Consider the following 18302-nt stretch of genomic DNA (forward strand, 5'->3'; position numbering starts at 1 on the left):
TCAACAACTCATCCCTTTTTTTATTTGTCTACTCTAGTATAATCGAAAATTTACCCTTCTCTCATTTCTCATCACCCATTTCCCTTCTCCCTTCTCCCATTTCCCTTCTCCAATAAATCTATCCTTCAAAATCGCCGCAATCGTGTATTTCAAATGTCTCCAATAAGCTTCGTACTGTATAAAATGACGCTTCTCTAAACATCGATTCGTCAATTTCCTCTCCTATTACTTTCAGACTGTACACTGGATAATCCTCCACTTGCTCAAAAACGAAGGTATGAGTTTGTGTGCGAATACTAATTTGCTTGTCTTTTTCTTCTACTGATTCAATGGTATACGAAATCTGACTATTTAGATCACAGGCATTCATTAAAGTAATCATTTCTCCATCAATCAAGAGATTAGCCACATCACAAGCGTAGCAATTCCCTCCGAATTCCAATCCGTATTTGGTTGTTACTGCTTTGGCACTAGGCTCTACAATTTCCATGGGAATGAGCAATTCACTGCTTATTTTTTTTAGCGCTTCGCTATTGCCAAAGGCTTGAGCAACGGCGATTCCCTTATTCTCTTCTTTTGCAGGAGATTCTTGTTGCGTGCCTTGTTTACACGCTAAGCTCAGTACCCCTACTAGGGCTAATGTAAGTAGTTTTTTCATACGATTGATGGTTTCATACAAAGGTAGTATTTCTTCTACATAAATAGATTATTCCCCTACATTTATCGATTGAAGTAATGATATAAAGCTTCCATATCTGTTTGTAAAAGTATAGCACTAAACGCATTAAAATGATAGACGTTCTACTAAACCAAGTTGTACCTCCTTTCAATTCGGTTATTTTCAAGATTTATACCGTATATCCCCCCAAGCCCCCTCTACTCCTCTCCAAGACTTCTTCAACTCACCTTCGAGTATACTTGGAAAAACGCCCTTTTTGTCGAAGCAGAGTCGAAGTGCACTCGAAGCATTCTCCATCCAAGTTTCAACTAGCTCCTAACCAACCCTCACCTAAATCAAAAACAAAAACACGCCATCTCTTCTTCTTCACTACCGAAAAAGGTGATTAGATTCCTTTATCTCCTCTACGAAAAGAAACACAATTACCTGAAAAATAATTAGTTACAACTACAACCCTACTTTGAATACTACACGTTTTTTGGTATTCTTCTTCCTATCTTAGAAAGTAAAAAACAGCAACAATGGCAGAAATAAAAGACGGTATTTTAGGTGGGGTTTCAGGAAAAATTGGCAATATGGTAGGGTATCAATGGAGAGGGAGAAACTTATTGCGCATCAATCCGCAACTCAATAAGCGAAAAGCCTCAACGGCTCAACAACTACAGCGTGAGAAATTCGGTTTGGTTTCCAGTTTTGTAAACAAAGTTCGGGATGTTGTGAAGTTGTATTCCATCGAACGTCAAATCAACAACAAACGCCTATCAGGAAAAGAGCAACTCATATCGCTGCTCATGAAACAGTGTATCACCATATTGGAAGGTACACCTTACCTTGTTCTCGATCGGATTTTACTCGCTATAGGCACCTTACCCGCTGCAACGGAAGAGCAATTTCAACAACATGACCAACACACCTTTTTATTCACTTGGAACACTCGATTGACTAACATCCTCAGTCAACCGGAAGATTCAGTCACCCTACTTGTGTATCACGATAAATGGGATGAGTTTTACATTCTTCAACGAGGAGGAACACGACAAGAGGGGCAACTGCTTTTTACACTGCCTTCTCATTGGGAAATAGAACGGCTCCACTTTTGGAGTATTTGGGAATCTGCCGAGGAGAAAAGAAATAGCACAAGTCAATACCACCTCTTTGTGGCAGAACATGAGCGTACTACGTAGGTGTTTTCTCTCGCATTTTACTTGCTATGCGAGAATTGATGCTCCAACTTACCAGCCCAAATACCACCAGTCCTAACCCCAACCAAGCACTACACCTCAACGTGCTGTATAAAGACTCCACCGTTGTATACGTACTCCAACCCGCTTCTCGATCTTGAAAAACACCCCAATTGATCCAGAACCACAACAGGCCTACTAGGAGCAAGTGTAGGGCGAATTCTACTTTAGGTTGCTGCAGGCGATTGAGCAAAAGGCGCAGCAGGAGATAGAGCACACTTGTCAAGGCTACAATCCAGAACACATCCGTATAAAAAGCATACGATAGATTACTGGATGGTTGATCTTTAAAGGGTGCCATGGATAAGATAGTTTGCAAGTACCCCAAGCCCATAAAGAGTATAAGGTGAAAAAAGGCGGTAGTCCAGCGTGTTTTTGTAATCGAGTGACGATTCATCTTGAAGTAAAACTTATTATCTTTATTTTTTTATTTTAATTGGTAACGAATGTACGATAAAACCATGGATATCATCCGCTTTGAAGCGGCCAAACAGCAATACTATCCCCTTTCTTTGGGTAGAAAAAATTGGATGAGGGAACGCGATGTTCCCCATAGTGAAGTTGAAATTCCCTTAGGGCATTCTCGCTATGGAGGTCCCGTTATTGATCTACCTCCTGGAGTGGTGCATCCCGAAGGATTGCGCTTTGCAGGTCAATTAGACCTCGCTCAATTTGCTCCTTTTGACTCCTATGAATTACTACCGAAAACAGGACAACTTCTCTTTTTTGTGGATATTATGACGGAGGAAGGTCAAGTGATTTATGCAGATGTAAAAAATGAAGATTTAGTTCGAATCATTGTTGAACATGAAGATAACTTTTTCTACGGGGTATTAATCGATCGCATCTATGCAGATGTTGACCAATGGAGTGATCGCTACTACCTGCCCGAAGAAGATTACGAGGAAGACGATGCAGATGAACACGGATACTACTGGGATTATTTTGGCGGTACTTTGCGCTCCAAAATCTTTGGCTTTTTTACCCATTGCCAATTAGGGAAAGAGCAAATTGAAGAAGTAATGGCTTCTAATCAAGTGGTTCTCTTTCAAGTAGGCGAAAATGAATTCAATGATGAGGGTGTTTTCTCTGTACACATTGACAAAGACGATTTAAAAAATGGCCATTTTGACCGTTGTACCTTTTATTGGGCACAGTCGTAATAAAAAAGATTCCTTTTGATTAGCATCATGGGTACTAATCAAAAGGAATCTTTGCGATCATAATCACCACAAATGCGCTTCTTTGTTAACCGTAGTATTTCTTCTTTAGCGCCAAACTCGCACGCACCAATAGAATCAATACAGGCACCTCAACCAAAAGACCTATAACGCCTACAAAAGCTTGAGGCGAATGAATACCAAATACGGCAATAGCAACCGCAATGGCCAATTCAAAATTATTTCCCGTCGCAGTAAAGGCAATCGCTGCATTTTGATCATAAGGCACTCCCAACGATTTATTGAGGAAGAAACTGATAAAAAACATCAGTACAAAATAAATCACCAACGGAAGGGCTACTTGAAAAACTTGTCCAGGTAGTTGTACAATTTGCTCGCCTTTAAGACTAAACATAAATACAATAGTAAACAACAAGGCATACAAGGTAAAAGGTGATATAAAGGGAATAAATGTACGTTGATACCAATTTTCTCCTTTGTATTGTATCAAGTACTTTCGACTTAAAAAGCCCGCTACAAAAGGAACGCCTAAATAAATCGCTACACTTTGTACGACATCGGTCATCGCAATAGAAACAGCATAGGCTTCAAAACCAAAATAGGGAGGTAAAACGTTGATAAAAAACCAAACGAATACGCTGTAGAATAGGATTTGAAAAATACTATTCAACGCAATGAGCAAAGCAGCATATTCGCGATTTCCCTTGGCTAAATCGTTCCACACAATGACCATAGCAATGCAACGCGCTAAACCAATGAGAATGACTCCCACCATTAAATCGGGTTGATTCCGCAGAAATAAAAGCGCTAATACAAACATGAGTATAGGACCAATAACCCAATTTAACAGCAAGGAAAGACTCAAAACCTTCTTATCTTGAAATGCCTTGGGTAGCAAAGCATAATCCACTTTTGCTAAGGGAGGATACATCATAATAATCAATCCAATTGCCAAGGGAATATTAGTCGTTCCAATACTTAATTTATTCAACACAATTGGAAGTTGAGGAAAGAGATTTCCCAAAGCTACACCGATCCCCATGGCAAGAAAAATCCACAGGGTCAAGTAGCGATCTAAAAACTTCATTCTAGTTTGCATAAGTGAATCCCATTAACAACATCCCGATCCCGGTGCACAAGTAGCAGGTGGTAAATCTTCTGGTTGAATGCCGCAAGCATCTTCTGCCAAACAAGCTGTCAAAGTATTAACCAAAATAAAATGCTGTCCATTAAATGATAAATTATACTTGCCAATAGTTGTTTTTCCTTGAAACTCAACTTCTACTTCCCCATCCTCAATGCCCAATTTATTTTCAGACAATCGGATGATGTTTAACAATTTCCCAGCTTTTAAACGATGCTCAACATCATTGGCATTCCACAACTGAAAACTAACCTTCTTTTCGGAACGGATTACCCCGCCACAGTCGATGTATTTTTTCTCCACTTGTCCTACTTCGGTGACGTGAAAATGTTCGGGAACAAAACTCCCCTCTTCCAATTGGAAATCTACTTTTTCCAATTGGGCTAATACTTGCTTTACTTCAGATAATTTCATCTTTCTCTCCTTTTATATTACATCGCAATATTACGATACGTTACAGTAAAAAAATGCCTTAACAGCATTTGTCAATTTCAATAGACTGCGCAAAGAACAGCTGAAACTCGCTGGCAAACGCTTGCCAAACCACCTCATCAATGCAATAGCATACTGACTTGCCTTCTACAGTTCCCTGTAGTAGTCCAATCGTTTTTAATTCTTTTAGATGTTGAGAAATCGTTGCTTGTGCCAAACCTAGCTCTTCTACCAAATCACTGCAAATACAAGCTTTTTGATTGATGATATACTGTAGAATGGCCAATCGAGCTGGATGTCCCAATACTTTAAACATAGCAGATAAACGGTTTTTCTTCTCACTAAATAATGCTGATTTGGTCACGCCCATATGAATGATCTTTTTAATATCGCAATATTGCGATGTAAAGATATTTATTTCTTTTTATTCTCCAAACAATTAATTCTGTTTTAAAAAAAGAGGGGGAAGGCCCTTCTTCACAATCCAAAAAACTCCCTGGTTTTACCTTCACTATTCGCATAAAAAAAAGACTTTTCTTCGTTGTGTATCTTCAAAAACAGTTAAATATCGTATATTCGAAAAAAAATAAAACTATGGGAATTTTTATTGGAATCGGAATCGTTGTACTACTTATTCTTTGGTACATCGTTACAAACAACAAATTAGTTGCATTAAAAAACAACAGAGAGAATGCTTTTGCGGATATTGACGTACAATTAAAACAGCGTCATGACTTAATTCCTCAACTAGTTTCGTCTGTAAAAGGGTATATGGAACATGAAGCGACTACGTTAGAGAAACTAACACAAGCGCGTACGGCAGCTTTACAAGCGGGTGACATTAATTCAAAAATTCAGGCCGAACAACAAGTTTCTTCTGCTCTTGCTGGATTGCGTGTTGCTGTTGAGGCTTATCCTGATTTAAAAGCCAATACGAACTTCTTACAACTGCAAAATGAAATCTCAGACATTGAGAATAAATTAGCTGCTGTTCGTCGTTATTTCAATTCGGCAACCAAAGAGTTAAATACGGCTATCGAATCAATTCCATCGAACATCATTGCTGGAATAAAAAATATGAAAACTCAGCCGTTCTTTGAGTTAGGTGTTGAACAAAGAGCCCAACTTGATGTAGCTCCTGAGATTAAATTTTAATGGCTTACGTAGGATTACACACGCAAATTAGGCGTAACAACACCAAATCTATTCTTCTGTTATTTGCCTTCCCCTTACTAATTTTATTGGGGGTTGTGCTTATTATCACCTATCTTGCCGGCTGGAATTGGGACAAATCAGTGGAGCCCATTATACAAGTGACTCCAATTGTTTTTGTTGTTGTCGGAATTTGGTTTGTCATTTCCTATTTCTTTCACAATCAAATGATTCAACGGGCAACGCATGCCAAGCCTTTGGAACGAAAGGACAATATGCGAGTATATAACCTAACTGAGAATCTTTGTATGTCAGTAGGTATGCCTATGCCTAAACTCTTTATTATTGAAACAGAAGCCTTGAATGCCTTTGCATCGGGCATCAATCAAAAATCCCATTCGGTAACCTTAACCCGTGGGATTATAAATACGCTAGACGATAAAGAACTCGAGGGTGTAATTGCACATGAACTGATGCACATCCGAAATAACGATGTGCGCTTGTTGATTGTAACCATCGTATTTGTGGGCATCCTAGGAGTTATTCTCGATTTATTACTCCGCGGATTATTTCACGGTTTAGGGCGAAGAAGAGGTGGAAAAGACAATGGAGGAGCGATTATTATCGTGATTTTAGTCGTGACGGTAGTGATTTACTTTTTTTCCATGGTTTTTAAGTTTGCCCTGTCGAGAAGTCGAGAGTATATGGCAGATGCAGGAGCAGTTAGCATGACCAAAGACGCTCACGCCTTAGCAAGTGCCTTGCGTAAAATCAGTGGAAATTCTAAGATTGAGACGAAAAACGATGAAGTAAAAGAATTGTTTATCGACAATGGAACGGATGAAAATAGCAAAGGATTTATGGGGAGTATTGGCGCTATCTTCAGCACCCATCCACCGATTGAAAAACGCATTGAGTTCTTAGAAAAAATGTAAGACTTACATGATTGAAAGCGCTCCCTGTTTAAATAGGATAACGCTGAACCAATCATTTAAAAAAACAAAAAGAGGGTGGTCTAAAAGGCCACCCTCTTGATTAATCCTCTCTACTCCCATCATCGGCCATTCGGACTATTTTTGGGGTAAACATTGCTACCACATCAACCAAATCCCCTTGGGCCGCCATCACTTGGTGAATATCTTTATACGCCATCGGTGCTTCATCTTTTCCGGCTCCGATTAATTCAACCCCATGATCCTGTAAAACTGCTTGAATATCCTTTGTTTTTAGGGTTTTAATGGCTTGTGTTCGACTCATTTGTCGTCCTGCTCCATGGGAAGCAGAGTTTAACGCTTCTTCTTCTCCTTTTCCGCGGACCAAAAATCCCGGTGCAGTCATCGATCCTGGGATAATTCCCATCACACCTTTACGCGCTGGAGTTGCTCCTTTTCGGTGCACAATCACTTCTTTCCCTTCGTACATTTCCTTCCAAGCAAAGTTATGGTGGTTTTCAATCTTCGCTACTACCTCAGCGCCAATCGCCTTGGTCAATTTATCGTGAATTACCTCGTGACAAGCGGAAGCATAATCTCCGGCTAAATTCATCAACGCCCAATATTCTTGACCCGCTTCTGAATTCATATCCAAATACGCTAAATTCTTCGCCTCATACGGCAGTTTACACTGTTCTTTGGCAATCTGCGTATATCGACCCGCAATCATCGCTCCCATTCCGCGAGACCCCGAATGTGTCAACAAAGCCAAATAACTTCCTTTATCAATATTCAACACCTCATCGCGTTGCGAAAACTCCATGATTCCCCATTCTACAAAGTGGTTTCCTCCACCTGAAGATCCCAATTGAGCCCAGGCTTTATCCTGTAGATTCTTGATGAAGGGATTCAAGTTAAATTCCCCTCGATCCAAGATAGCATGTTGCGCTTTATACTGTCCTAAGAAACCATGTCCCGCACCAAATTTGGTATGCTTCACCAATTGCTCTTTCAACAAAGCTTCCATTCCATAGAATTCCATTCCCTTAATATCAAAGATCGACAGCGCCATTCGACATCCAATATCCACACCTACACCATAGGGAATCACCGCATGTTCTGTGGCTAAAACCCCACCAATAGGCAGTCCATATCCTTGATGGGCATCAGGCATTAAAGCCCCTGCAACAGCCACAGGTAATTTCACTGCAACTTCCATCTGTTTAATCGCTCCTGCTTCAATCTGATCCGAACCGTAAATACTGTAAGAGACAGCCGTTTCTTTTAACGGAATTGTCACTTCGTCTTCTTTTGGCTGTCCTACCCCTTCGATAATTGCAGTGGCTAATTTTCCAAATAGCTTATGGTTTACATAATCCTCTGCGTTATCCAAAACCATTTTATAGTGCGCTAACATTTCTACACGCGTTAGCCCTGTTCGCTTTTTATTTGCCTTTAACGCAATCCCCAACAACTCGGTTTGTGGATATCCTAAGGCGAGTAAATCGCTTCCGTTTATTTGTTTATGTTCTTTCATTTTTTTGTTCTTTGTTGTTTGCTCTTTGCGCGGTTTATCTCACCTAGTTTATATTGGTTTTGGTGTTCGATGAATATATCTCACTGATTTTATATTTTGTTTTAGTGTTCGATGAATCTTCATTTCGTTATGATTTTCACTGCGTTACGATTTTCACTGCGTTACGATTTGTAAACCGTTAACTGATTACTGTTAATTGATTACTGATTACTGCTACCCAAACAGCGCTTTCATTTGTTTCAACACATTACCGCCACCAGACAAGCTAATTTCGCCTACTTTATCCGCAATTTTCTCCATGTATTCCATCTCTTTCAATCGCATCAACATTTCGTTTTCTTCCATCAATTTGGCGGTATTCAACAAGCTGCGTGTAGCAGCTGTCTCTTCTCTTCGCGTAATCATATTCGCTTGTGCCTTTTTCTCGGCAATCAAGACCTGGTTCATAATCTCACGAATATCCCCTGGCAAGATAATATCTTTGATTCCACAAGCTTTTAAGTCGATTCCCAATACAGCAACTGCTTCTTTCACATCCTCCAAAATAGCTTGGGATACATTCTCTTTATTCTCCATGAGCTCATCAAAAGACAGTCGTCCTACCTTTTCTCTCAACATCAATTGAATACTATTGTACATTTGTTTTTCTACTTCTTTGTTTTCGATATAAGCCGTTAACAAATCACAAAGCTGATAGACTATATTGAAATTGATTCGCAACTGCACTTTGTCTTTGGTCAAGATTTCTTGTCCATTCATATCCATCGTTTGTTGGCGCACATCGACAACGAGCATTTGAACTTTGACTTCATTCTTCCAATAGCAATAATCTCCTGCATTCAGGAATCCTTGAAACTGTTCATCGACAAACAACAAACCTTTCTCATTTGCTCCAACCGTATACATACGCAGGAAGTTGAGCATATTTCCTTTGTTTCTAATGTTTCGAGCAATCGTTGAGGGTACTTCTAAACCATCCATTGTAAAACGCTCAAAAGTGTAGATTTTTGCTTCTTTCCAATATACATATCTTCCAGCACCTAAGGCTGTAAAGAACACTTTGTTTTTATAGACCAGTACTACTTCGTTATCCAGTACATCAACAACTGTTACAAGGGAAGCAAATGGCTTATTTTCCAACAAAGCATCCATATCTCTACGCATAGGAAACATTTCCGCCTGATTAAATTCCATCACTTCTTTTTGTCCCCACAACCAGTATTGACCAGCGGTGTACACTTTTTGCAATTCGCCTTGGTTAAACACTAAGGCCACATGATTGGTTTTTACTTGTAACTTCTTCATACCTATATTTTTTATTTTTTTATATCATTTTTACGAAGAACAATCCAAATAGGTTTCCCCTCACTAGGCGGAAAAAGAAGTACGTTTTGAAGTTAAACCTTTTGTGTATAACCTAGAATCACTCAGCTAGCAAGTTCTTCTTTCTATATCATCCCTGATTCTCCTTTCGCACCGTTACTTGTTTTTACAAGCGTTGATCGGGTGTATTTAGCCATGTCCTCCGAAGATTTCAAACCTAAAAACTGAAACACTATTTGACTGAACTTTTTTATGGAGGAGATTTTTATTGAAGTTCTCCAGCTTCTCCAAAAATTGCTTTTAAGGCAATGGTATTCTACTCTAACCAGCTGAGTTACATTGCAGTTGCAATGGTAGGATTCGAACCTACGACCCAAATACATACTAAACCACTAGTCATCCATCTAAAGGAAGTGAGGAGTCGAACCTCAATATGCTACTCGATCAAACAGGATAAGGGAAACGATTGTTCCTTACTTCCGCGCTATACTGAAACGCTTCCAAGGTTTGTATCTTTCGAACAGTACAAAGATGCACTCCATACTACGCAAAGCAAATGCGCAGTTAAATCTTTTTTTAAAACAAATCGCAAAACTCTATAAAACAACTAGTTAAAACTTAATGTAAAAATAAAATAAACAATCTACGCAACTCTATTGCGTACATAAAACAACAATCCGTAAAAAGAAAAGTAAAAAAAGATGAGAAAAGCGTTGTTTTAAAAAAGTAACGATCAAAAAAAGAGGTTTCTCTTTCGAAAAACCTCTTCTATATTGTAGGAATAAATCCAATCTTTACTTCAATTCCATTTGCATGATTTGATTCGTATAATATTTACCCTTTACTTTGATAAAGGCAGGCATAGATCCTTTGGTTTCAAAACCGTGTTTGCGGTATAGGGCAACACCAGCTTTGTTTTCTTCATACACTTGGAGCCATAGGAGTTCTAGTTGACTTGTCATTCTTGCCCAATCTAGAACGCCTTGTACCAACAACGTTCCTATACCACATCCTCTCCAAGATGCTAAAAGTCCCATACCTAAAATAGCGGTATGTTGCAATGCTTTTCTTGGATTTCCTGTTACATCGATATTTCCGATTAGTTGTCCTTCATGCGTAACAACGAGTAGAATCGAATTTGGACTCTCTTGCATAGCAGTGATCCACTGCTGAGTTTCTGCTTGCGTTTTGGTAAATTCTTCTACTTCCAAGGGAATATAAGCGCTGTCTTTTAAATATGCGCGAATCAATTGATTTAAAGCCGCTGCATCTTCTACTTGAGCTTCTCGTATCACAACAGTAGATCCTTGCTTTAAAAGGTGCGTTTGAGGGGAAAATGAAAGAGGTATAGTCATCTTAGTCAAATTGAATCCTAAAGATACTATTTTAATCCATGTGATATGCTTTTATACTAGTAACTGCGCAATCATTCCGCGCAATCAAGAGGTTCAATCCTTTGATTTTTGTTATTTTTGAATTTGTATTTCAAAATCAATCCCATGGCAACAAATAAACTTGCGCTATTGCGTTATCGCATCCTCGATGAATGTTTACAAAATCGCTTCCGAAAGTGGACTTTAGCCGATCTTATTGAGAAGGTCTCCGACGGACTTTATGAATATGAAGGAATTGATTCGGGAGTCAGCAAACGCACCATTCAATTGGATATTCAGACTATGCGCAGTGATAGTTTGGGGTATAATGCCCCTATTGTGGTCGTGGATCGAAAATACTACACCTATGAGGATGCACAGTATAGTATCAAAAACTCGCCGATCAATGATTCGGATATGGAGAAGCTCAAGGAAGTTGTCGCTATCTTAAAGCATTTAAACGGATTTAGTCAGGTTGATGAAATGAGTGAAGTCATCGCCAAATTGGACAACAGTTTATTGACGCGAAGTACAAAAGCACCCAACTACATTCAAATGGAGGGCAATCCACTATTGAAAGGGATTAAATTTATCAGTCCGTTATATGAGGCCATCAAGAACAAACAGACGTTGTTAATCGAATATCAATCGTTCAAATCAAAAACCGCTACGAAGGACTTTTATTACCCCTATCTTTTAAAAGAATACCGCAATCGTTGGTTTCTAATTACGCGCAGCAGTAAGGGAAAACACCTATTAACCCTAGCCTTGGATCGCATCACCAATGTATATGCATTGGCTAATCAACCCTATAAAGAATACCACGGTGTTGATTTCGATCGCTACTTTGAAGATGTGTTAGGTGTAACGAAAACAGAACAAGATCGCGCCCAGAAAATTATTTTATGGGTGAATCAATACCACGCCCCTTATGTGAAAACCAAACCAATTCACAGTTCCCAGCAGCTGTTAGATGAAAATGAAAAAGGAATCAAGATACGCTTAGATGTCGTGCTGAATTTTGAATTAGAACGCGAAATATTGGGGTTTGGCGAAGCAATTAAAGTACTCTCCCCTCGCCATCTACAACGACAGATTGCCAAACGCGTGGAAAAAATGCATCAACAGTATTTAAAAGAGGAAGTATAACCATCTTCCAAATCAAAACACTTCTTAAGAGACTTTTTAATTTAATTAAAACATAATTTAATTTTATTATATTCGTATTTAACTTTATTAAAAAACATTCTCTTATGGCTAAACAACCGATCATAAATCTACGCCCTACTCCTTTAGATCGATGTCTCGATGGCATCAGTTTTTTGCTCTTACTCGCGCTATTAGGAACTACGTTATATTACTACAAGCTGCTACCAGAAACAATTCCCACGCATTTCAATGCGTCAGGAGAACCTGATGCCTTTGGTGATAAATCATCTATATTCTTATTTGCAGGAATAGCGGTATTGATTTATGTTTTACTCTACATTTACAAAGGCAAACCCCACCTCTACAACTACCCAACAACGATAACTGAAGATAATGCACCAGAATACTACAGCAAAGCAAGTAAAATGATGCGGTTTTTAAACCTAGTAAATATCCTAATTTTCTTTTATCTCCAATACCAAACCATCCAAACAGCCTTGGGTAGTAGTGACGGATTGGGCTCCTATTTTTTGGTGATCACTTTGGCGGTATCTCTATTGCCTTTACTTTTTTTACTCCCGTCCAAAAAGAAACAAATTACAGCCAAATAAAACAAATTACATCCAAAAAAAGGGGTTATCTTATACAAGATAACCCCTACTATTTTACTACATATACCGTTAACTGTAAAGCGTTAACTGTAAACTAAATTAAATTTCTCTATTGATATCCCAAGCTTCTAAGATATCCGCTACGCGTTTCACGAATGATCCTCCTAAAGCACCATCTACCACACGGTGGTCATAACTGTGCGATAAGAACATTTTTTGGCGGATACCGATGAAGTCACCTTCTGGAGTTTCAATAACTGCAGGTACTTTGCGGATTGCTCCTAAAGCTAAGATACCTACTTGTGGTTGGTTGATAATTGGCGTACCAAATACACTTCCAAATGTACCCACGTTTGTTACCGTATACGTTCCACCTTGTGTATCATCTGGTTTTAATTTTCCAGCTTTTGCGCGGTTTCCTAAATCATTCACCGCTTTTGCCATACCCACTAAATTCAATTGATCTGCATTTTTAATTACAGGTACAATTAAGTTTCCGTTTGGCAATGCTGCAGCCATACCTAAGTTGATATTCTTTTTCTTGATGATAAAATCACCATCAACTGAAATATTCATTCCAGGGAAGTCTTTTAATGCTTTCGCCACTGCCTCCATGAAGATTGGTGTGAACGTTAATTTCTCACCTTCTCTTTTCTCGAATGTATTTTTTACTTTATTTCTCCAGTTTACGATATTCGTAACGTCTACTTCAATAAATGATTGTACGTGAGCTGACGTTTGAACCGATTGTACCATATACCCTGAAATCAGTTTACGCATACGATCCATTTCAACGATTTCGTCTCCTCCGTTTACAGATACTGGCACTGCTTTAGTTGCTGTTGCTGGAGCCGCAGCAGGTTTTGCTACTGCTGCTGGAGCCGCTGCCACTTGTGGTTGCGTTCCTCTAGTCTCAACATAAGCTAAAATATCGTTTTTCGTCACTCGACCTTCTTTTCCTGTTCCTTGGATAGCCTCCAACTCACTCAAAGAGATGCCTTCTTCTTTTGCGATATTTTTAACTAAAGGTGAAAAGAATTTCTCCGATGCTGAAAAATCTACTGGTGCAGCAACATCTTGTGCTACTTGTACTGTTTGTTCTACTGCTGCAGCTGTTGGTGTTGCGCTTGCAGCTGGAGTTGAAGCAACTTCGCCTCCTTCTGTTTCAATAATAGCGATTGTTTGTCCCACTTGAACAACATCATCTACTTGAAATAATATTTCAACCAAAGTTCCTTCTACTTCTGATGGAACTTCACTGTCAACTTTATCCGTTGCGATTTCTAATACTGTCTCATCAGCCTCAATGCGATCCCCTACATTCTTCAACCAGTTTGTAATGGTTGCTTCCGCAACACTTTCTCCCATTTTGGGTAATTTCAATTCGAACTTTGCCATATTTATAACCTAAGGTTGTGTTTCTTAATTCAGATTACAAATTTAATAATATTTCGGACTTTTTCCACGTAAAGATAAAATTATCATTCTTCTAAAATTATCACGGATCCTTTACTATTACTATCATTACTACCAATCAAAAACAAAGAATTCACAGGTTTAATTTTATAAATTATTTCTGATCTATAATTTTTATGCATAAAGGTAATGATCTCTTTATTAGTTAAATAATCGCCATCAAAGACAATTTCCACTAAATCGCCATTTCCTATGGCCTTTTGATCAATCATTTCTTGAAGTTTTTCCAAGTACTTGACTTGAACAATGGAACGTTGCAAAGTATGAGCGACCTGATTTTTCAATCGCTCATTTGGACTAACGACAATCGTATGGGAAACAACATCTAATTTGGGGCTTTTTTTCTTTTGCTTAAACAACAGAAAAACAAACGTAATCAAACGCATTGCAATTTCAAAAACATAGGATTTTCGAAAGTGTTTTTCATAAAAGATCTGGGTGCCGTGATGGAATCGCTTAACGTATTCCAAATCCTTTACTGTGCTTTCTCCTTTGTAATGAATAATTGTGGTGTCGGCAAAGTAATAGTTCTCATACCCTGCCTTTAAACTCGAATAGGACAGGTCCGTATCTTCCACATACATAAAAAAACGCTCGTCAAATCCTCCTAAGGTTACATAAAGTTGCTTAGGCATAAACATAAAAGCGCCTACTAAGATCTCTACTGCTCCACTTGTGTGTTGAGGTAAATGGGCTGCATAATACCCATTGACAACCGAACTAGAACGAGACAACTTATATAGTCCCGTTACTTTCATCAAAGACCGCCAATAGGTTGGAATGCCTCTTTTTGATTCTGGTAAAAAGCCTCCTCGTCCATCTATCATTTGACAACCGACAATACCGAGTTTGGCTTTGGTCTCAAATAAATTTAGGAGATTCAAAAAGGTGTCTTCTGCTACCACTGTATCGGGATTAAGAATGCAAATATATTTGCCATTCGCCTGTTTGACCCCAATATTATTCCCTTTGGGAAATCCCAAGTTTTCCTTATTTTCAATGTATAAAACCTCGGGAAACAGCTGCCGCATCATCACAGCACTATCATCTTGAGAATTATTGTCAACTACGATAATCTCTGCATCAATTGCCTGAATAGCCGCTTGCACAGACTTAATACATTGCTCCAAAAAGAAACGAACGTTATAGTTTAAAATAATTATAGATAATTGCATGTGGCAAATATAATAGGATTAGGAAAACTACAATAGAAATCCCACAAAAAAAGGCTAATTACGTGATGTAATTAGCCTTTTGTAGTTGTATAACTATTTTTATTTACCGATTGCTTCAATCGTTTTCTTAGCAAAACTATTTGTAGGATCTAAGTTTAATACTTTTTTGAACTCCTCAACAGCTTCTTTATTTCTGTCTTTGTTTGCATAGTACGTTGCAATTGATGTATGTGCTTCGATTACTTGTTCTTTATTCGAAGGATCATTCAATTCGTTTTTCTCTGCTAATACTTTTAAGAATCCTTGGTATGATTCAAACATTCTATCGTAAGCATCTACGTGATCGATGTAGCGATTTGCACGCGCTCTATAGAAATAAGCCTCTTGTGTTAAAGGAGAAGCCTCAATCGTTTTAGCTAAATACTCATCTGCTTTTTTCAATAGTTCTTCGTTATCTGAGCGATCTTCTGATCCTAATAAGTAGTAAGAGTATCCTACGTAGTAGTTATCGTAAATATAGCCACTTGATTCTTTAAAATCAGCAGAAATACCTAAGATGTCAATTACGTTTTGGTATTTTTTTTGTCTAAATAACTCCAATCCGAAACGGTTAAATTCACCAGCGATGGCCAATTCAACATTGATTGCATCTTTTAAATGATTCAATCCTTTGTGGTACATTTCTTTGTTTTCTCCATAGTTTGATTGTCCTATTTCAGATAATCCCAAGTATAAGTAATCTCTACCAATCGCATTTAAGCTTTTTGATTCTTTTAAATACACTTTTAAGAACTTATCTAAAGCATCCGCACTTACGTCATAGTTTTTATTTTCGTAAGCCGCATACCCTAAATAACGGTGAATACGAGGATTTACTCCTTTGATATCTTTCATTTGAGTAGCCACGCGTTCTAATTCAGGATAGTTTTCCGTCATTACTAAGAAATCGGCATAACGCATTTGAGAATCGATAGAGTTATCTGTTGCTTTGATAAACTTTTTATAGTTCTCTCCTGCTTGTGTGATTAATTCCTTTTCTTGTTTTGCGTTTACTTTTGACCACATATAAGAAATTTCTGCAATTTCTCTATAAGCAGGTGCATAATTTGGCGTTGTAGCTAAAATTTCTTCACAAGCTTTAATTGCATCCGCATAAGCACGTGCGCGTTTTGTAATCATAGCCATTTGTAATTTAGCCTCAACTAAAGTATTGTCTAAGTCATACGCATTTCTAAATGAAGAATACGCATCGTTTAAATTCTTTTGTTCTAAGAAAGCACGTCCTAAAAGCAAATGCCCCATTGGATTGCTATAATCCTTTGCCACTACATCTGCTGCAATCTTTTGTGCTGCTTTTGCATCTGGCATTTTCGAATTCAAATAAGCAGCTGCAACTAACAATTGCTCATCGTAATCCTTTTTCTTCATCTCTTTTTCAGCCTTAGAGAAATTAGCAACAGCTTCAGCTGTGCGATTGTTGTCTAATTCAATCTGCCCTAAACCTACGTAGTTTAAAGATCCCTTAGTCTTAGCAAGAACTCCTTGATCAAAATAATAACGGGCTGAATCCGATTGATCTTCTCTTAAGAACACATCTCCTAAATAATAGTAATTGATTCCTTCTGCTGGTTTCTTACTAATTAAATCTTTTAAAATCTCTTTAGCCTTATCAAATTGCTCTGCATTGATTGCTGTTTTTGCTTCATTAATACTTTGAGCAAAAGCAAAAGAACTACTTAAAGCTAAAGTCAACAATGAAATAGAATACTTTTTATTCATAATATATCGTTATTGTTTTATAAGTATATGTGGGTTTATTTTATTTAATTTCTTTGGTTACAACTATTTCACGTGGTGGCGTATTAAAAGGGAACAATCCCGATTTTAATACCACACGTTGTCCTTTATAACCAGCAATATAAGAAGCAAATCCTGTACCTAAACCATTCTTTCCTTGCATATCCCAAACGTACAATTTTCGAATTAATGGATAAGTTCCCTCAGCAATATTATTCTGGCTCGGTTTGTAATACTTGTTATCTGTTGGATTCTTGACTGCCAATACCTTTACTTGGTCAATATTCTTTTGAATGGCTGCATTGGGTTGTGTCAACCAATTCAATCCAATAACGCCGATCGCTTTTGGATTTTTAGTGACATAATCAATAACTTCTTCTGTTGTATTTAAAAAATAAGCATAATCCTTCGGAAAAGAATCAAATCCTGTTGCCTGACGAAAAGCAGAAGAAACGCTAGAATTATAGTTATCGAAGACCAAGAAAGATTCTGTCTCTTTTAAATTACCGCGTTCTACCTGTTTTAAAAGCGCTTGATAGTCGACAATCGAATCTGTTGCGCTTTTACTCGTTACAAACACCATTGCATCACTGGCGAAGTGGGTCTGCTTAGGAGCAACTACTCCTTCATAATGTTTTAACTCATCTGCATTCATCATACGAGGTAATACAGCAACGCGTATAGAATCAGATAACAATAAGTGTATCACTTCTCGTTCTGATTTAGCGAGTAAATTCAATTTCGCTCGTTTGTATTCATTTTCATATAGGACAGCGACATCTTCAACAATGGGAAACACAGACTCGTCTACTCCAAGTGTGAGCGTACCACTGAGCAAGGTTTCTTCTTGAGTGACTGGTTCATTACCAGCTTCATTCGTTGGGGTATGCTTATCCTTGCATTGAAAGAACAAACTACTTGTTGCTAAAACACTAGCTAAAATACCAATTCTAGCAGCGCTTTTTCTTTGAATCATATAAAACAAATTTAAAGCAAAACCTAGTTTGCTCATTTTCTTTCGTCTAAGATAGATATTCTTTGCAACAAGCAAAAAATAAAATCATTTTTTAACATAAATAACCAACAATAAAAAAAGCTTC

General features: G+C 38.0%; 18 protein-coding genes. 6 read left to right on the plus strand and 12 right to left on the minus strand.

The genetic code is table 11. The features are described 5' to 3' along the window. Positions 1-118 precede the first annotated feature (118 nt). Complete coding sequence (locus ACPDHL_RS05715) at positions 119-658, minus strand: hypothetical protein (protein WP_430531833.1); 540 nt, start codon at positions 656-658, stop codon at positions 119-121. A 542-nt stretch (positions 659-1200) separates the two neighbouring features. Here ACPDHL_RS05715 and ACPDHL_RS05720 point away from each other — a divergent pair. Further along, a complete protein-coding gene (locus ACPDHL_RS05720; protein ID WP_430531834.1) occupies positions 1201-1863 on the plus strand; it encodes a DUF6266 family protein in 663 nt (220 codons plus the stop codon). On the opposite strand, the gene ACPDHL_RS05725 is transcribed toward ACPDHL_RS05720, so the two are convergent. Continuing rightward, on the minus strand, positions 1856-2221 hold the full coding sequence (locus ACPDHL_RS05725) for a hypothetical protein (RefSeq protein ID WP_430531835.1): 366 nt from the start codon (positions 2219-2221) through the stop codon (positions 1856-1858). The genes ACPDHL_RS05720 and ACPDHL_RS05725 overlap by 8 nt on opposite strands. Before the next feature lie 145 nt (positions 2222-2366). Here ACPDHL_RS05725 and ACPDHL_RS05730 point away from each other — a divergent pair, with 145 nt between their 5' ends. Further along, the gene (locus tag ACPDHL_RS05730; protein WP_430531836.1) at positions 2367-3083 is read left to right on the plus strand and encodes a DUF1963 domain-containing protein; all 717 of its coding nucleotides are present in this window, start codon (positions 2367-2369) and stop codon (positions 3081-3083) included. Between the two features lie 85 nt (positions 3084-3168). Here ACPDHL_RS05730 and arsB read toward each other — a convergent pair whose 3' ends face one another. Genes arsB through ACPDHL_RS05745 form a run of 3 tightly spaced genes read right to left on the minus strand, consistent with a single transcriptional unit; the run spans position 3169 to position 5047 of the window. Continuing rightward, entirely contained in the window at positions 3169-4200 is a 1032-nt protein-coding gene (arsB, locus tag ACPDHL_RS05735) for an ACR3 family arsenite efflux transporter (protein WP_430531837.1), read from the minus strand. A gap of 12 nt (positions 4201-4212) precedes the next feature. Further along, positions 4213-4659, minus strand: a complete 447-nt coding sequence (locus tag ACPDHL_RS05740; protein ID WP_430531838.1) for a DUF6428 family protein — start codon at positions 4657-4659, stop codon at positions 4213-4215. Positions 4660-4717: 58 nt separating this feature from the next. Beyond that, positions 4718-5047, minus strand: coding sequence for an ArsR/SmtB family transcription factor (locus ACPDHL_RS05745; RefSeq protein WP_430531839.1), 330 nt, complete (start codon positions 5045-5047; stop codon positions 4718-4720). A 224-nt stretch (positions 5048-5271) separates the two neighbouring features. Between ACPDHL_RS05745 and ACPDHL_RS05750 the strand changes: the two genes are divergently transcribed. Both ACPDHL_RS05750 and ACPDHL_RS05755 read left to right on the plus strand, forming a co-directional pair. Further along, positions 5272-5832 carry a LemA family protein gene (locus ACPDHL_RS05750; protein ID WP_430531840.1) on the plus strand — a complete coding sequence of 187 codons (561 nt, stop codon included), beginning with the start codon at positions 5272-5274 and terminating at the stop codon, positions 5830-5832. Continuing rightward, positions 5832-6764: a M48 family metallopeptidase gene (locus ACPDHL_RS05755; protein WP_430531841.1), complete on the plus strand. Its 933-nt coding sequence runs from the start codon at positions 5832-5834 to the stop codon at positions 6762-6764. Before ACPDHL_RS05750 ends, ACPDHL_RS05755 begins: the two co-directional genes overlap by 1 nt. Before the next feature lie 100 nt (positions 6765-6864). Here the strand turns inward: ACPDHL_RS05755 and ACPDHL_RS05760 are convergent, their stop codons facing one another. From ACPDHL_RS05760 to ACPDHL_RS05770, 3 genes are all read right to left on the minus strand, one after another. After that, positions 6865-8298: an RtcB family protein gene (locus ACPDHL_RS05760; protein WP_430531842.1), complete on the minus strand. Its 1434-nt coding sequence runs from the start codon at positions 8296-8298 to the stop codon at positions 6865-6867. Between the two features lie 213 nt (positions 8299-8511). Beyond that, positions 8512-9603 (minus strand): slipin family protein, encoded by a 1092-nt coding sequence (locus ACPDHL_RS05765; protein ID WP_430531843.1) that lies wholly within the window; start codon positions 9601-9603, stop codon positions 8512-8514. Between the two features lie 812 nt (positions 9604-10415). Then, positions 10416-10976: an N-acetyltransferase family protein gene (locus ACPDHL_RS05770; RefSeq protein ID WP_430531844.1), complete on the minus strand. Its 561-nt coding sequence runs from the start codon at positions 10974-10976 to the stop codon at positions 10416-10418. A gap of 144 nt (positions 10977-11120) precedes the next feature. Between ACPDHL_RS05770 and ACPDHL_RS05775 the strand changes: the two genes are divergently transcribed. Then, on the plus strand, positions 11121-12143 hold the full coding sequence (locus ACPDHL_RS05775) for a helix-turn-helix transcriptional regulator (protein ID WP_430531845.1): 1023 nt from the start codon (positions 11121-11123) through the stop codon (positions 12141-12143). 104 nt (positions 12144-12247) lie between these two features. Further along, complete coding sequence (locus ACPDHL_RS05780; RefSeq protein WP_430531846.1) at positions 12248-12754, plus strand: DUF1648 domain-containing protein; 507 nt, start codon at positions 12248-12250, stop codon at positions 12752-12754. 99 nt (positions 12755-12853) lie between these two features. On the opposite strand, the gene ACPDHL_RS05785 is transcribed toward ACPDHL_RS05780, so the two are convergent. From ACPDHL_RS05785 to ACPDHL_RS05800, 4 genes are all read right to left on the minus strand, one after another. Beyond that, positions 12854-14152 carry a dihydrolipoamide acetyltransferase family protein gene (locus ACPDHL_RS05785; protein WP_430531847.1) on the minus strand — a complete coding sequence of 433 codons (1299 nt, stop codon included), beginning with the start codon at positions 14150-14152 and terminating at the stop codon, positions 12854-12856. Between the two features lie 83 nt (positions 14153-14235). Next, entirely contained in the window at positions 14236-15405 is a 1170-nt protein-coding gene (locus tag ACPDHL_RS05790) for a glycosyltransferase family 2 protein (RefSeq protein WP_430531848.1), read from the minus strand. Between the two features lie 99 nt (positions 15406-15504). Further along, the gene (locus ACPDHL_RS05795; RefSeq protein ID WP_430531849.1) at positions 15505-17184 is read right to left on the minus strand and encodes a tetratricopeptide repeat protein; all 1680 of its coding nucleotides are present in this window, start codon (positions 17182-17184) and stop codon (positions 15505-15507) included. 40 nt (positions 17185-17224) lie between these two features. Further along, positions 17225-18178: a PstS family phosphate ABC transporter substrate-binding protein gene (locus ACPDHL_RS05800; RefSeq protein WP_430531850.1), complete on the minus strand. Its 954-nt coding sequence runs from the start codon at positions 18176-18178 to the stop codon at positions 17225-17227. Positions 18179-18302: the final 124 nt, after the last annotated feature.

The sequence above is a fragment of the Myroides sp. C15-4 genome (genome assembly GCF_050522745.1).
GTDB lineage: Bacteria > Bacteroidota > Bacteroidia > Flavobacteriales > Flavobacteriaceae > Flavobacterium.

Bases quoted from the DNA above. Each gene is read 5' to 3' on its own strand.
- ACPDHL_RS05770 (WP_430531844.1), bottom strand. From the start codon at position 10,976: ATGACTATACCTCTTTCATTTTCCCCTCAAACGCACCTTTTAAAGCAA.
- ACPDHL_RS05725 (WP_430531835.1), bottom strand. From the start codon at position 2,221: ATGGCACCCTTTAAAGATCAACCATCCAGTAATCTATCGTATGCTTTT.
- ACPDHL_RS05715 (WP_430531833.1), bottom strand. From the start codon at position 658: ATGAAAAAACTACTTACATTAGCCCTAGTAGGGGTACTGAGCTTAGCG.
- ACPDHL_RS05740 (WP_430531838.1), bottom strand. From the start codon at position 4,659: ATGAAATTATCTGAAGTAAAGCAAGTATTAGCCCAATTGGAAAAAGTA.
- ACPDHL_RS05730 (WP_430531836.1), top strand. From the start codon at position 2,367: ATGTACGATAAAACCATGGATATCATCCGCTTTGAAGCGGCCAAACAG.
- ACPDHL_RS05750 (WP_430531840.1), top strand. From the start codon at position 5,272: ATGGGAATTTTTATTGGAATCGGAATCGTTGTACTACTTATTCTTTGG.
- ACPDHL_RS05790 (WP_430531848.1), bottom strand. From the start codon at position 15,405: ATGCAATTATCTATAATTATTTTAAACTATAACGTTCGTTTCTTTTTG.
- ACPDHL_RS05785 (WP_430531847.1), bottom strand. From the start codon at position 14,152: ATGGCAAAGTTCGAATTGAAATTACCCAAAATGGGAGAAAGTGTTGCG.
- ACPDHL_RS05755 (WP_430531841.1), top strand. From the start codon at position 5,832: ATGGCTTACGTAGGATTACACACGCAAATTAGGCGTAACAACACCAAA.
- ACPDHL_RS05720 (WP_430531834.1), top strand. From the start codon at position 1,201: ATGGCAGAAATAAAAGACGGTATTTTAGGTGGGGTTTCAGGAAAAATT.
- ACPDHL_RS05795 (WP_430531849.1), bottom strand. From the start codon at position 17,184: ATGAATAAAAAGTATTCTATTTCATTGTTGACTTTAGCTTTAAGTAGT.
- ACPDHL_RS05780 (WP_430531846.1), top strand. From the start codon at position 12,248: ATGGCTAAACAACCGATCATAAATCTACGCCCTACTCCTTTAGATCGA.
- ACPDHL_RS05745 (WP_430531839.1), bottom strand. From the start codon at position 5,047: ATGGGCGTGACCAAATCAGCATTATTTAGTGAGAAGAAAAACCGTTTA.
- ACPDHL_RS05760 (WP_430531842.1), bottom strand. From the start codon at position 8,298: ATGAAAGAACATAAACAAATAAACGGAAGCGATTTACTCGCCTTAGGA.
- arsB (WP_430531837.1), bottom strand. From the start codon at position 4,200: ATGCAAACTAGAATGAAGTTTTTAGATCGCTACTTGACCCTGTGGATT.
- ACPDHL_RS05775 (WP_430531845.1), top strand. From the start codon at position 11,121: ATGGCAACAAATAAACTTGCGCTATTGCGTTATCGCATCCTCGATGAA.
- ACPDHL_RS05765 (WP_430531843.1), bottom strand. From the start codon at position 9,603: ATGAAGAAGTTACAAGTAAAAACCAATCATGTGGCCTTAGTGTTTAAC.
- ACPDHL_RS05800 (WP_430531850.1), bottom strand. From the start codon at position 18,178: ATGATTCAAAGAAAAAGCGCTGCTAGAATTGGTATTTTAGCTAGTGTT.